Genomic DNA, 13,849 nt, shown 5'->3' with positions numbered 1-13,849 from the left:
GGGCTCGAAACGCCGTCGCGACATCATTCCGATGCAGGCCCTATAATTCGGCGTTCTGCGTAAAAGGACTGTCAGCTCCGTGAGCCCCACTCCTCCCGACACACTGCTGGAACTTCGCGACGTCGACTTCGGCTACGGCGACCGCCTCGTGCTGTCGAACCTGAACATGCGCTTCGGGCGCGGCCGGGTCGTGGCCGTGATGGGCGGGTCGGGTTGCGGCAAGACGACCGTGCTGCGGCTGATCGGCGGCCTGGTGCGCGCGAGCCGCGGCCAGGTGCTGTTCGACGGCGCCGACGTCGGCGCCCAGACGCGCGACGGCCTGTACGCGCTGCGCCGCAAGATGGGCATGCTGTTCCAGTTCGGCGCGCTGTTTACCGACATGTCGGTGTTCGAGAACGTCGCGTTCGCGCTGCGTGAGCACACCGACCTGCCCGACGACCTGATCCGCGATCTCGTGCTGATGAAGCTGAACGCGGTCGGGCTGCGCGGCGCCCGCGACCTGATGCCGTCCGAGGTATCGGGCGGGATGGCGCGACGCATCGCGCTCGCGCGCGCGATCGCGCTCGATCCCGAGCTGATCATGTACGACGAGCCGTTCGCCGGCCTCGATCCGATCTCGCTCGGCATCACCGCGAACCTGATCCGCACGCTGAACGAGGCGCTCGGCGCGACGTCGATCCTCGTCACGCACGACGTGCCCGAATCGTTCGCGATCGCCGACTACGTGTACTTCCTGGCCAATGGCGGCGTGCTCGCGCAGGGCACGCCGGCCGAGCTGCGCGCATCGACCGATCCGAGCGTGCGCCAGTTCATCGACGGCGCGCCGGACGGCCCGTACAAATTTCATTACACGAGCGCGCCGCTGGCGGCGGATTTCGGGCTCGGCGGAGGACGCGCATGATCAGCGCGATCGGACGTTACGTCATCGGCGGCCTCGAGCGCGCGGGCTACGGCACGCGGTTGTTCGTGCGCCTCGTGCTGGAATTCTTCCCGCTGCTGCGCCGGCCTCGGCTCGTCACCAAGCAGATCCACTTCCTCGGCAACTACTCGTTCGTGATCATCGCCGTGTCGGGGCTGTTCGTCGGCTTCGTGCTCGGGCTGCAGGGCTACTACACGCTGAATCGCTACGGGTCCGAGCAGGCACTCGGGCTGCTCGTCGCGCTGTCGCTGGTGCGCGAGCTGGGGCCGGTCGTGACCGCGCTGCTGTTCGCGGGCCGCGCCGGCACGTCGCTGACCGCCGAAATCGGCCTGATGAAGGCCGGTGAACAGCTGACCGCGCTCGAGATGATGGCCGTCGACCCGCTGAAGACGGTGATCGCGCCTCGCCTGTGGGCCGGCATCATCGCGATGCCGCTGCTCGCGGCGATCTTCAACGCGGTCGGCGTGCTCGGCGGCTATTTCGTCGGCGTGGTGCTGATCGGCGTCGATCCGGGCGCGTTCTGGTCGCAGATGCAGGGCGGCGTCGAGGTCTGGGCCGACGTCGGCAACGGCGTGATCAAGAGCATCGTGTTCGGATTCGCCGTCACCTTCATTGCGCTGTTTCAGGGGTATGAAGCGAAGCCCACGCCCGAGGGCGTGTCGCGCGCGACGACCAAGACGGTCGTGTTCGCGTCGCTCGCCGTACTCGGCCTCGATTTCCTGCTGACCGCGCTGATGTTCAGCTAAGCCTCAGCCAAGCCAAATTTTGGAATGACGATGAAAAAGACTGCTCTCGACTTCTGGGTCGGCCTGTTCGTGGTGGTGGGCTTCCTTGCCGTGCTGTTCCTTGCGCTCAAGGTCGGCAACATGAGCTCGCTGTCGTTTCAGCCGACCTACTCGGTGCGGATGAAATTCGACAACATCGGCGGGCTGAAGCCGCGCGCGGCCGTGAAGAGCGCGGGCGTCGTGGTCGGCCGCGTGAAGTCGGTCGGCTTCGACACCAACACGTACCAGGCGGTCGTGACGATCGACGTCGACGGCCAATACCAGTTCCCGAAGGATTCGTCGGCGAAGATCCTGACGTCCGGGCTGCTCGGCGAGCAGTACATCGGCCTCGATCCGGGCGGCGACACGGAAATGTTGAAGTCGGGCGATACGATCACGATGACGCAGTCGGCGATCGTGCTCGAGAACCTGATCGGCCAGTTCCTGTACAGCAAGGCGGCCGACGCGGGCGGCGCGAAGCCCGCCGCCGCGGCGCCGGCTGCACCGGCCGCGCCCGCACCTGCACCGGTGGCGGTGCCGGCCTCCGCGGTGTCCGGCTCGGCCGCCCAATAACCACACGAGAACAAGAGAAGAGGGTAATGACCATGCAGACGATCCGCATCAGACATGCCGCGCTGGCCGTGGCGGCAGTCGCCGCGTTGAGCGGTTGCGCGACCGTGCAGACGCCGACCAAGGGCGATCCGCTCGAGGGCTTCAACCGGTCGATGTACAAGTTCAACGACACCGTCGACACGTACGCGCTGAAGCCGGTGGCGAAGGGCTATCAATACGTGGTGCCGCAGCCGGTGCGCGACAGCGTGACCAACTTCTTCTCGAACATCGGCGACGTCTACATCGCCGCGAACAACATCGTGCAGCTGCGCATCGCCGACGGGGTGGGCGACATCATGCGGGTCGTGATCAACACGGTGTTCGGCGTCGGCGGCCTGTTCGACGTCGCGACGGTCGCGAAACTGCCGAAGCACACGGCCGACTTCGGCGTCACGATGGGCCGCTACGGCGTGCCGGCCGGCCCGTACCTGGTGCTGCCGCTGCTCGGCCCGAGCACGCTGCGCGACACGGCCGGCCTCGGCGTCGACTACATCGGCAACCCGCTCACCTACGTGAAGCCGGACGGATTGAGCTGGGGCCTGTTCGGCGTGAACCTCGTGAACACGCGTGCGAACCTGCTCGGCGCAGGCGACGTGCTCGACGCGGCCGCGCTCGACAAGTATTCGTTCGTCCGCAACGCGTATCTGCAGCGCCGCCAGATGCTGATCAACAACGCTCGCGGCGAAGCCGCCACGGCGTCGGGCAGCGATGCGCTGCCGAAGTACGACCTGCCGGACGACGGCGCGACCGCGCCGGCCGGTGCGTCGGGCGCGGCGATTGCGGCACCGGCATCCGGCGCCGCCGAGGCGCCGAACCCGGCGAGCGCGACGAACGTGCCGGCGATGCAGATGACGCCGCCGTCGCCGGGCGGCTTCCGCTTCCCGAGCATCAAGCTGCACTGAGAAGCTGCACTGAGCCGCTTACATTCGTTACAGCCGGAAACGATTCAGTCGGTGGCGCGCGCGAACTTGCGCGTAAGCTACCGGCTCAAAGCTTTGCCTCGACTCATTCACGCAGGTCATTACGATGAAAAAACTGTTCCTGATCCCCGTATTCGCGACGTTGTTCTCGTTCGGCAGCGCGGCGCACGCGCAAGTCGACCAGTCGAATCCGCAGGGTTTGATCAAGACGGCGACGCAGCAGGTGCTCGATGAAGTCAAGCAGCAGACGATCAAGCAGGGCGACACCAACCGCATCATCACGATCGTCAACAAGGACATCCTGCCGTACACCGATTTCCGCCGCACCACGCAGCTCGCGATGGGCCGCAACTGGCGCGCCGCGACGGCCGAGCAGCAGCAGCAGGTTCAGGAGCAGTTCAAGCTGCTGCTGATCCGCACGTACTCGGGCGCGCTCGCGCAGCTCAAGCCCGACCAGCAGATCCAGTACCCGCCGTTCCGCGCCGATCCGGCCGACACCGACGTCGTCGTGAAGACGGTCGCGATGAACAACGGCCAGCCGGTGCAGATCGACTACCGCCTGTACAAGACGGCCAACGGCTGGAAGGTGTACGACCTCAACGTGCTCGGCGCGTGGCTGATCCAGACGTATCAGCAGCAGTTCAACGAGAAGATCCAGCAAAGCGGCGTGGACGGCCTGATCAAGTTCCTCACGCAGCGCAACCAGGAGCTTGCCGCCGGCAAGCAGGCGTCGTGAGCGGCTTCCAAGCCGGCTCCTCGATGACCGTCGCGAGCGCGAAGGCCGCGCTCGCGGACGGTCTTGCGCGCATCGACGCGGGCGCGAGCGCCGTCGATTGCGCGACGCTGACGCAGTTCGATTCGTCGGCGCTCGCCGTGTTGCTCGCCTGGCAACGTGCCGCCCAAGCGCGCGGCACGACGCTCGACATCGTCAACCTTCCTCCCAAGCTCGCGAGCCTCGCGCGCGCGTACGGCGTCGACGCCCTGCTCGACGGCACCGGCCGACATTGACGCTGTCCGATCGAAGCCTGCGGCGCCAGCCGGCGCGCGCACGCTTCGGGCCGCGCGCCGTCGGCGCCGGCTCCACCAGCCGGTTTGCCCTATAATCAAGCGTTTTGCGGGGCTGCCAATCGGCGTCCGGCCCCGTTTTCATTCGCAGCAAGCACAGAATAGGCGTCGCGGCCGTTGCGCCGCGCACAGTCATGTCAGCCATAGAAATCCGTCACGTCAAGAAGCGCTACAAGTCGCTTCAGGCGCTCAAGGGCGTCAGCCTGTCGGTCGAGGAAGGCGAGTTTTTCGGTCTGCTCGGCCCCAACGGCGCAGGCAAGACCACGCTCATCAGCATCCTCGCCGGGCTCGCCCGGGCCGATGAAGGCAGCATTTCGGTGCGCGGCCACGACGTCGTCAAGGATTTCCGCGGCGCGCGCCGCGCGCTCGGCGTGGTGCCGCAGGAGCTCGTGTTCGATCCGTTCTTCACCGTGCGCGAGACGCTGCGGATCCAGTCCGGCTATTTCGGGCTGCGCCGCAACGACGACTGGATCGACGAGGTGATGGCCAATCTCGACCTCACCGAGAAGGCCGATGCGAACATGCGCGCGCTGTCGGGCGGGATGAAGCGCCGCGTGCTGGTCGCGCAGGCGCTCGTGCATCGGCCGCCCGTGATCGTGCTCGACGAGCCGACCGCCGGCGTCGACGTCGAACTGCGCCAGACGCTGTGGAAGTTCATCTCGCGGCTGAACCGCGAGGGCCACACGATCGTCCTCACGACCCATTACCTCGAGGAAGCCGAGTCGCTGTGCGACCGCATCGCGATGCTGCGTCGCGGCGAAGTGGTCGCGCTCGACCGCACCGACGCGCTGCTGCGCCGCTTCGCGGGGCTGCAGCTGTATCTGCGGCTCGCGACCGGCGCGCTGCCCGCCGAGCTGCGCGGGCTGGAGACCGATCCGGCCGCGCGCGCGCCGGGCGAGCATCTGCTGCGCCTCACCAACTACGACGATGTCGAACGCATCCTCGCGCAATGCCGCGCGGCCGGCTGCACGTTCGACGAGATCGAGATCCGCAAGGCGGATCTCGAGGATGTGTTCGTCCAGGTGATGAACGGGGCCGAGGTCATCGAGGGTTTGGCATGAGCGGGTTTCAAACGCTGTTCTACAAGGAACTGCTGCGCTTCTGGAAGGTGTCGTTCCAGACGGTCTGTGCGCCGATCGTCACGGCGCTGCTGTACCTGACGATCTTCGGCCACGCGCTGTCGGGCCGCGTCGAGGTGTATCCGGGCGTCGAATACGTGAGCTTTCTGGTGCCGGGCCTCGTGATGATGAGCGTGCTGCAGAACGCATTCGCGAACAGCTCGTCGTCGCTGATCCAGTCGAAGATCACCGGCAACCTCGTGTTCATGCTGCTGCCGCCGCTGTCCTACAAGGACATCTTCGGCGCGTACGTGCTCGCCTCGGTCGTGCGCGGGCTCGCGGTCGGCACCGGCGTGTTCGTCGTGACGATCTGGTTTATCCCGATGCATTTCGCGGCGCCGTTGTTCATCATCGCGTTCGCGCTGCTCGGATCCGCGATCCTCGGCACGCTCGGGCTGATCGCCGGGATCTGGGCCGAGAAGTTCGACCAGCTCGCCGCGTTCCAGAACTTCCTGATCATGCCGCTGACGTTCCTGTCCGGCGTGTTCTATTCGACGCACTCGCTGCCGCCCGTGTGGCGCGAGATCTCGCGTCTCAACCCGTTTTTCTACATGATCGACGGCTTCCGTTACGGGTTCTTCGGCGCGTCCGACATCAACCCGCTCGAGAGCCTCGCGATCGTCACCGGTTTCTTCGTGCTGCTCGCGATGTTCGCGATGCGGCTGCTCGCGACCGGCTACAAACTGCGTCATTGATATCGACAGGCAGCGGCCGCCGCGGGCGGCGCGCGCCGACAGGAGCCCCTCATGTTGCCGACTCCCGAACAGGTCAAGCAATACATCGCCGGCGGTCTCGCCTGCACCCATCTGGAAGTCGAAGGCGACGGCCAGCATTTCTTCGCGACGATCGTGTCGACGGCCTTCGAAGGCAAGCGGCCGATCCAGCGGCACCAGCTCGTCTATGCGGCGCTCGGCGATCGCATGAAGCAGGAAATCCACGCGCTCAGCATGAAGACGCTGACGCCCGCCGAATGGCAGAACGCATAACCGGAACCACTGAGTGCAAGTCACCGCCAACGAGCGCGACGCCGTCGAGAGCGTCGCCACGGCACACCCGGCCGCCAACGGGGAATCGCAGGGACACGGGATGGACAAGCTGGTGATCGAAGGCGGTCGCCGGCTGTCCGGCGAGATCGTCGTGTCGGGCGCGAAGAATGCGGCGCTGCCGATTCTCTGTGCGGGCCTGCTCAGCGCCGAGCCCGTCGAGCTCGACAACGTGCCGAACCTGAAGGACGTGCGCACCACGCTGAAGGTCCTGAACCAGATGGGCGTGCAGAGCGAAACGGACGGCTGCCGCGTGCGGCTCGACGCGTCGCGCGTCGACAACCTGGTCGCGCCGTACGAGCTCGTCAAGACGATGCGCGCGTCGATCCTCGTGCTGGGGCCGCTGCTCGCGCGCTTCGGCGAGGCGAAGGTGTCGCTGCCGGGCGGCTGCGCGATCGGCGCGCGCCCGGTCGACCAGCACATCAAGGGCCTGCAGGCGATGGGCGCCGAGATCAGCATCGAGCACGGCTTCATCGAGGCGCGCGCGAAGCGGCTGAAAGGCGCCCGCATCGTCACCGACATGATCACGGTCACGGGGACGGAAAACCTGCTGATGGCCGCGACGCTCGCCGACGGCGAAACGGTGATCGAGAACGCGGCGCGCGAGCCCGAAGTGAGCGATCTCGCACACTTGCTGGTCGCGATGGGCGCGAAAATCGACGGCATCGGCACCGACCGTCTCGTGATCCAGGGCGTCGAGCGCCTGCACGGCGCGCGCCATTCGGTGATCCCCGACCGCATCGAGGCCGGCACGTTCCTGTGCGCGGTCGCGGCGGCCGGCGGCGACGTGATGCTGACGGGCGTGCGCCCGCACATTCTCGACGCGGTGATCGACAAGCTGCGCGAGGCAGGCGTGTCGATCGACGAAGGCGACAGCTGGCTGCGCGTGCGGATGGACCGCCGCCCGTCGGCCGTGACGATCCGCACGTCCGAATATCCGGCGTTCCCGACCGACATGCAGGCGCAGTTCATGGCCCTCAATACGGTGGCGTCGGGCACGGCGCAGGTGGTGGAGACCATCTTCGAGAACCGCTTCATGCACGTGCAGGAACTGAACCGGCTCGGCGCGAACATCACGATCGACGGCAACACCGCGCTCGTGACGGGCGTCGACAAGCTGTCCGGCGCGAACGTGATGGCGACCGACCTGCGCGCGTCGGCGAGCCTCGTGATCGCCGGGCTGCGCGCGGAAGGCGAGACGCTCGTCGACCGCATCTATCATCTGGACCGCGGCTACGACCGCATGGAAACGAAATTGACCGCCGTCGGCGCCAACGTGCGCCGCCTCTCCGGGAGCCAAGCATGAGCGCGCCGTTGACCCTCGCCCTGTCGAAGGGCCGGATTTTCGAGGAAACCCTGCCGCTGCTGGCAGCCGCCGGCGTGCAGGTGGCCGAAGACCCTGAAACCTCGCGCAAGCTGATCCTGCCGACGACCGACCCGAACCTGCGCGTGATCATCGTGCGCGCGAGCGACGTGCCGACCTACGTCGAATACGGCGCGGCCGATTTCGGCGTGGCCGGCAAGGACGTGCTGGTCGAGCACGGCGGCTCGGGCCTGTATCAACCGATCGATCTGAACATTGCCCGCTGCCGGATGTCGGTGGCGGTGCCGGCCGGTTTCGACTACGCGAACGCGGTGCGCCAGGGCGCGCGCCTGCGGGTTGCGACCAAGTACGTCGAGACGGCCCGCGAACACTTCGCCGCGAAGGGCGTGCACGTCGACCTCATCAAGCTGTACGGCTCGATGGAGCTCGCGCCGCTCGTCGGGCTGGCCGACGCGATCGTCGACCTGGTCAGCTCGGGCGGCACGCTGAAGGCGAACAATCTGGTCGAGGTCGAGGAGATCATGTCGATCTCGTCGCGCCTCGTCGTGAACCAGGCTGCGCTGAAGTTGAAGCGCACGGCGCTCAAGCCGTTCCTCGACGCGTTCGAACGCGCGTCGCAGAATGGCAACTGAGCGCATCACCGTAACGGAACTCCCATGGCCATCACCATCCGCAAACTCGATTCGACGCGCGACGGCTTCGACGCCGAGCTGCGTACGTTGCTCGCCTTCGAGGCGAGCGAGGACGAAGCGATCGAGCAGTCGGTCGCGAAGATCCTCGCCGACGTGAAATCGCGCGGCGACGCCGCGGTGCTCGAATACACGAACCGCTTCGACCGGCTGGACGCGGACAGCGTCGCCGCGCTCGAACTGCCGCAGGACGCGCTGCAGGCCGCGCTCGACGGCCTCGCGCCGAAGGCGCGCGCGGCGCTCGAAGCCGCGGCCGCACGCGTGCGTGCGTACCACGAGAAGCAGAAGATCGAGTGCGGCACGCACAGCTGGCAGTACACGGAAAGCGACGGCACGGTGCTCGGCCAGAAGATCACGCCGCTCGACCGCGTCGGGCTCTACGTGCCGGGCGGCAAGGCCGCCTATCCGTCGTCGGTGCTGATGAACGCGATTCCGGCGCGCGTGGCGGGCGTCGGCGAGATCGTGATGGTCGTACCGACCCCCGACGGCGTGAAGAACGACCTCGTGCTGGCCGCCGCGCTGCTCGGCGGCGTCGATCGCGTGTTCACCATCGGCGGCGCGCAGGCGGTCGGCGCGCTCGCGTACGGCACGGCCACGGTGCCGCCGGTCGACAAGATCTGCGGCCCGGGCAATGCGTACGTCGCATCGGCGAAGCGCCGCGTGTTCGGCACGGTCGGCATCGACATGATCGCCGGCCCGTCGGAAATCCTCGTGCTGTGCGATGGCACGACCGATCCGAGCTGGGTCGCGATGGACCTGTTCTCGCAGGCCGAGCACGACGAGCTCGCGCAGTCGATCCTGCTGTGCCCGGACGGCGCGTTCCTCGAGCGCGTCGAGAAGGCGATCGACGAGCTGCTGCCGACGATGCCGCGTCAGGACGTGATCCGCGCGTCGCTCGAAGGGCGCGGCGCGCTGATCAAGGTGCGCGACATGGCCGAAGCGTGCCGGATCGCGAACGACATCGCGCCCGAGCACCTCGAAATTTCCGCGCTCGAGCCGCAGCAATGGGGCCAGCAGATCCGCCATGCCGGCGCGATCTTCCTCGGCCGCTACACGAGCGAGAGCCTCGGCGATTACTGCGCCGGCCCGAACCACGTGCTGCCGACCTCGCGCACCGCGCGCTTCTCGTCGCCGCTCGGCGTGTACGACTTCATCAAGCGCTCGAGCGTGATCGAAGTCAGCGCCGAAGGCGCGCAGACGCTCGGCGAGATCGCCTCCGAGCTCGCCTACGGCGAAGGGCTGCAGGCGCACGCGCGCAGCGCCGAACTGCGGATGAGGGGATGACGCGCGCCGGCGCCGACGCGAACGCATCGGCGCCGCAGCGTGAGGAGACTCCGTGCAGGGCGGCAGCCGCCGCCTTGCCGACCATTTGATGCCGGCGCGACGCACGCCGGCTGGACACCATGACCACGCCACAAGACATCATCCGCCGCGACGTGCTCGCGATGACGAGCTACCCGGTGCCCGACGCGAGCGGCTTCGTGAAGCTCGACGCGATGGAAAACCCGTATCCGCTGCCCGCGCCGCTCGCCGCCGCGCTCGGCGAGCGCCTCGCGCAGGTCGCGCTGAACCGCTACCCGGCGCCGCGCCCCGGTGCGCTGCTAGACAAGCTGCGCCGCACGATGGGCGTGCCGGCCGCGTGCGACGTGCTGCTCGGCAACGGCTCCGACGAGATCATCAGCATGATGTCGGTCGCCTGCGCGAAGCCCGGCGCGAAGGTGCTCGCGCCGGTGCCGGGCTTCGTGATGTACGAGCTGTCGGCGAAGTTCGCGCAGCTCGAGTTCGTCGGCGTGCCGCTGAAGGCCGACCTTACGCTCGACGCAGACGCAATGATCGCGGCGATCGCCGAGCACCGGCCGGCGCTCGTCTATCTGGCGTACCCGAACAATCCGACCGGCACGCTGTACGACGCAGCCGACGTCGAGCGGATCATCGCGGCTGCGCGGCACAGCCTCGTCGTGATCGACGAGGCGTACCAGCCGTTCGCGCAGCACTCGTGGCTGCCGCGCGCGGCCGAGTTCGACAACGTCGTCGTGATGCGCACGGTGTCGAAGCTCGGGCTCGCCGGGATCCGCCTCGGCTATCTCGCCGGGCTGCCCGCGTGGCTGACCGAATTCGACAAGGTGCGCCCGCCGTACAACATCAACGTGCTGACGCAGGCGACCGTGGATTTCCTGCTCGACCACCTCGACGTGCTCGACGCGCAGGCAGCCGAGCTGCGTGCGGAACGCACGCGCGTCGCGCAGGCGGTCGCCGCGCTGCCGGGCGTGACCGTGTTCCCGAGCGCCGGCAATTTCCTGCTGGTGCGCGTGCCCGATGCGGCCGCCGTGTTCGATGCATTGCTCACCGAGCGGGTGTTGATCAAAAACGTGAGTAAAATGCACCCATTGTTGGCCGAATGCGTGCGACTGACCGTCGGTTCCCCGGACGAAAACGCACGCCTCCTGGCTGCGCTGAAACTCGCACTGCCCGGTTGAGCCGGGCGCGCGGCGCGCAACGATCAACCCCCATTTACATCAGACTCATTCAAGGAATTGCCATGCGTGTGGCGGAAGTCGTTCGCAATACCAGCGAAACGCAGATCCGTGTGAAGCTCGACCTCGACGGTACGGGCCGGCAGAAGCTGGCCACCGGCGTGCCGTTTCTCGACCATATGCTCGACCAGATCGCGCGCCATGGTCTGATCGATCTCGAGGTCGAAGCGCATGGCGACACGCATATCGACGACCACCATACGGTCGAGGACGTCGGCATCACGCTCGGCCAGGCGGTCGCGAAGGCCGTGGGCGACAAGAAGGGCATCCGGCGCTACGGCCATTCGTACGTGCCGCTCGACGAGGCGCTGTCGCGCGTCGTGATCGACTTTTCGGGCCGGCCGGGCCTCGAATTCCACGTGCCGTTCACGCGCGCGCGCATCGGCACCTTCGACGTCGACCTGTCGATCGAATTCTTCCGCGGGTTCGTGAACCACGCGGGCGTCACGCTGCACATCGACAACCTGCGCGGGATCAACGCGCACCATCAGCTCGAAACGGTGTTCAAGGCCTTCGGTCGCGCGCTGCGTGCGGCGGTCGAGCTCGACGAGCGCGCGGCGGGGCAGATTCCGTCGACGAAGGGCAGCCTCTAACTTCCGGACGGACAGGACGCCAACGACAACCTGACGGCTTCGGCGCGCCGCGCCGGTTCGCGATGGATCTGCTCAAATCGTTCATTTCGCTGCTTGCGCTGATCAATCCGGTCGGCGCGGTGCCGTTCTTCCTGAGCCTGACCGCGCAGCAGACGGAGCACGAGCGGCGCCGCACGATCCGGATCGCGTCGGTGTCGGTGTTCTGCGTGATGACGATCACGACGCTGCTCGGCCAGCAGATCATCGATTTCTTCGGCATTTCGGTCGGCTCGCTCGAAGTGGGGGGCGGGATCATCATGCTGCTGATGGCGATCAACATGCTGAACGCGCAGATCGGCAATACGCGATCGACGCCCGAGGAACGCGACGAGGCCGAGCTGAAGGACAACATCGCGGTCGTGCCGCTGGCGATTCCGCTGCTGACGGGCCCCGGCTCGATCAGCACGGCGATCATCTATGCGGCGAACTCGCATCACTGGTATGAACGGGCGGGGCTCGTCGCGATCGGCGCGGTCCTCGCTCTGCTGTGTTTCCTCGCGATGCGGCTTGCCGAGCCGATCGCGAACTGGATCGGCCGCACCGGCATCAACATCGCCACGCGGCTGATGGGTCTGATGCTGTCGGCGCTGGCGGTGGAATTCATCGTCAATGGACTGAGGGCGCTACTGCCTGCACTGAGATGAAAACTTCGATTGCGATTGTGGATTATGGGATGGGCAACCTGCGCTCGGTGGCGCAGGCGCTCAAGAAGGCCGAACCGGCCGCCGACGTGGCGATCGTCGACACGCCGGCCGCGATTCGCGCGGCCGACCGCGTCGTGCTGCCCGGCCAGGGCGCGATGCCCGACTGCATGCGCTGCCTCGGCGAATCGGGACTGCAGGAGGCGGTGCTCGAGGCGTCGCGCACGAAGCCGCTGCTCGGCGTGTGCGTGGGCGAACAGATGCTGTTCGACTGGAGCGCGGAAGGCGACACGAAGGGCCTCGGCCTGTTGCCGGGCAAGGTTCTGCGCTTCGAGCTCGAAGGCCGGCTGCAGGACGACGGCTCGCGCTTCAAGGTGCCGCAGATGGGCTGGAACCGCGTGCATCAGTCGCGCTCGCACCCGCTGTGGGAAGGCGTGCCCGACGACGCGTATTTCTACTTCGTGCACAGCTACTACGTGAGCCCGGAGAACCCGCAGCACACGGTGGGCGAGACGGCCTACGGCGCGCCGTTTACGTCCGCGGTCGCGCGCGACAACATCTTCGCGACCCAATTCCATCCGGAGAAGAGCGCGGAGGTCGGCTTGCGTCTGTATCGCAACTTCGTGCACTGGCAGCCGTGAACGTCGCGTCCGAGCCACAGTGGGCGGGCGGCAAACGCCCGTCGCGCGGGGCTCGCACGCGTCTGCACCGAAAGAGTTGTACTAAACTAGCGAGACGGCGCGGCACCGGTTTGGCCGGTACGCGCCCGATTCTTTTCATCTTCCACGACGACACCCGATTGCTATGCTGCTGATTCCGGCCATCGATCTCAAAGACGGTCAGTGTGTGCGCCTCAAACAGGGCGATATGGACCAGGCCACGATTTTCTCCGAGGACCCGGCGGCGATGGCCCGCAAGTGGGTCGATCTCGGCGCCCGGCGGCTTCACCTGGTCGACCTGAACGGCGCATTCGCCGGCAAGCCGAAGAATCTCGAGGCGATCGAAGCGATCCTCGAAGAGGTCGGCGACGAAATCCCCGTGCAGCTGGGCGGCGGCATCCGCAGCCTGGAGACGATCGAGAAGTATCTCGACGCCGGCCTGTCGTACGTGATCATCGGCACCGCCGCCGTGAAGAATCCGGGCTTCCTGCAGGACGCGTGCACCGCGTTCTCGGGCAGCATCATCGTCGGGCTGGACGCGAAGGACGGCAAGGTCGCGACCGACGGCTGGAGCAAGCTGACGGGCCACGAAGTGATCGACCTCGCGCGCAAGTTCGAGGATTACGGCGTCGAATCGATCGTCTACACCGATATCGGCCGCGACGGGATGCTTCAGGGCATCAACATCGACGCGACCGTGAAGCTCGCGCAGGCGGTCGGCATTCCGGTGATCGCGAGCGGCGGCCTGTCGAACCTGACCGACATCGAGAATCTCTGCGAAGTGGAAGAGCACGGCGTCGAAGGCGTGATCTGCGGCCGTGCGATCTACTCCGGCGATCTCGATTTCGCGGCCGCGCAGAAACGCGCGGACGAACTGAACGGCGAACTCGACGACGCGTAAGCGCGCCCGTCCCGTTCGCCGGGGCCGC

General features: G+C 66.9%; 17 protein-coding genes. All 17 read left to right on the top strand.

Annotation, left to right across the window (positions count from 1 at the left end):
- Positions 1-79 precede the first annotated feature (79 nt).
- The 17 genes from MBR110_RS00510 to hisA all read left to right on the top strand — a co-directional run bounded on the left by MBR110_RS00510 (position 80) and on the right by hisA (position 13,821).
- Positions 80-901, top strand: coding sequence for an ABC transporter ATP-binding protein (locus MBR110_RS00510; RefSeq protein ID WP_011883043.1), 822 nt, complete (start codon positions 80-82; stop codon positions 899-901).
- On the top strand, positions 898-1,665 hold the full coding sequence (gene mlaE / locus MBR110_RS00505; RefSeq protein ID WP_011883044.1) for a lipid asymmetry maintenance ABC transporter permease subunit MlaE: 768 nt from the start codon (positions 898-900) through the stop codon (positions 1,663-1,665). Before MBR110_RS00510 ends, mlaE begins: the two co-directional genes overlap by 4 nt.
- A 24-nt stretch (positions 1,666-1,689) precedes the next feature.
- Positions 1,690-2,256, top strand: coding sequence for an outer membrane lipid asymmetry maintenance protein MlaD (gene mlaD / locus MBR110_RS00500; RefSeq protein ID WP_034193998.1), 567 nt, complete (start codon positions 1,690-1,692; stop codon positions 2,254-2,256).
- A 32-nt stretch (positions 2,257-2,288) separates the two neighbouring features.
- A complete protein-coding gene (locus MBR110_RS00495; protein WP_181709244.1) occupies positions 2,289-3,197 on the top strand; it encodes an MlaA family lipoprotein in 909 nt (302 codons plus the stop codon).
- Between the two features lie 124 nt (positions 3,198-3,321).
- On the top strand, positions 3,322-3,951 hold the full coding sequence (locus MBR110_RS00490) for an MlaC/ttg2D family ABC transporter substrate-binding protein (protein ID WP_011883047.1): 630 nt from the start codon (positions 3,322-3,324) through the stop codon (positions 3,949-3,951).
- Positions 3,948-4,223, top strand: coding sequence for an STAS domain-containing protein (locus tag MBR110_RS00485; protein ID WP_034193997.1), 276 nt, complete (start codon positions 3,948-3,950; stop codon positions 4,221-4,223). Before MBR110_RS00490 ends, MBR110_RS00485 begins: the two co-directional genes overlap by 4 nt.
- 191 nt (positions 4,224-4,414) lie before the next feature.
- The gene (locus MBR110_RS00480) at positions 4,415-5,341 is read left to right on the top strand and encodes an ABC transporter ATP-binding protein (RefSeq protein WP_011883049.1); all 927 of its coding nucleotides are present in this window, start codon (positions 4,415-4,417) and stop codon (positions 5,339-5,341) included.
- Positions 5,338-6,093 carry an ABC transporter permease gene (locus tag MBR110_RS00475; RefSeq protein ID WP_011883050.1) on the top strand — a complete coding sequence of 252 codons (756 nt, stop codon included), beginning with the start codon at positions 5,338-5,340 and terminating at the stop codon, positions 6,091-6,093. Before MBR110_RS00480 ends, MBR110_RS00475 begins: the two co-directional genes overlap by 4 nt.
- Before the next feature lie 51 nt (positions 6,094-6,144).
- Positions 6,145-6,384, top strand: a complete 240-nt coding sequence (locus tag MBR110_RS00470) for a BolA family protein (protein ID WP_059460389.1) — start codon at positions 6,145-6,147, stop codon at positions 6,382-6,384.
- A 13-nt stretch (positions 6,385-6,397) separates the two neighbouring features.
- A complete protein-coding gene (murA, locus tag MBR110_RS00465) occupies positions 6,398-7,747 on the top strand; it encodes a UDP-N-acetylglucosamine 1-carboxyvinyltransferase (protein WP_011883051.1) in 1,350 nt (449 codons plus the stop codon).
- Positions 7,744-8,397: an ATP phosphoribosyltransferase gene (gene hisG, locus MBR110_RS00460; protein WP_011883052.1), complete on the top strand. Its 654-nt coding sequence runs from the start codon at positions 7,744-7,746 to the stop codon at positions 8,395-8,397. The genes murA and hisG overlap by 4 nt, the downstream gene beginning before the upstream one ends.
- A gap of 24 nt (positions 8,398-8,421) precedes the next feature.
- Positions 8,422-9,738, top strand: coding sequence for a histidinol dehydrogenase (hisD, locus tag MBR110_RS00455; RefSeq protein ID WP_011883053.1), 1,317 nt, complete (start codon positions 8,422-8,424; stop codon positions 9,736-9,738).
- Between the two features lie 119 nt (positions 9,739-9,857).
- Positions 9,858-10,931: a histidinol-phosphate transaminase gene (gene hisC, locus MBR110_RS00450; RefSeq protein ID WP_011883054.1), complete on the top strand. Its 1,074-nt coding sequence runs from the start codon at positions 9,858-9,860 to the stop codon at positions 10,929-10,931.
- Between the two features lie 62 nt (positions 10,932-10,993).
- Positions 10,994-11,581 carry an imidazoleglycerol-phosphate dehydratase HisB gene (gene hisB / locus MBR110_RS00445; protein WP_006765368.1) on the top strand — a complete coding sequence of 196 codons (588 nt, stop codon included), beginning with the start codon at positions 10,994-10,996 and terminating at the stop codon, positions 11,579-11,581.
- A 62-nt stretch (positions 11,582-11,643) separates the two neighbouring features.
- Positions 11,644-12,264 (top strand): YchE family NAAT transporter, encoded by a 621-nt coding sequence (locus tag MBR110_RS00440; RefSeq protein ID WP_011883055.1) that lies wholly within the window; start codon positions 11,644-11,646, stop codon positions 12,262-12,264.
- The gene (hisH, locus tag MBR110_RS00435) at positions 12,261-12,902 is read left to right on the top strand and encodes an imidazole glycerol phosphate synthase subunit HisH (protein ID WP_011883056.1); all 642 of its coding nucleotides are present in this window, start codon (positions 12,261-12,263) and stop codon (positions 12,900-12,902) included. The genes MBR110_RS00440 and hisH overlap by 4 nt, the downstream gene beginning before the upstream one ends.
- 163 nt (positions 12,903-13,065) lie before the next feature.
- Complete coding sequence (gene hisA / locus MBR110_RS00430; RefSeq protein ID WP_011883057.1) at positions 13,066-13,821, top strand: 1-(5-phosphoribosyl)-5-[(5-phosphoribosylamino)methylideneamino]imidazole-4-carboxamide isomerase; 756 nt, start codon at positions 13,066-13,068, stop codon at positions 13,819-13,821.
- Positions 13,822-13,849 lie beyond the last annotated feature (28 nt).

Origin of the sequence: Burkholderia sp. MBR-1, from assembly GCF_013822785.1 — a bacterium.
In the GTDB taxonomy this organism is placed as follows: Bacteria; Pseudomonadota; Gammaproteobacteria; order Burkholderiales; family Burkholderiaceae; genus Burkholderia; species Burkholderia vietnamiensis.
Note: the sequence above shows the minus strand (reverse complement) of the source record. Positions and strands in the feature narration are given on the sequence as shown.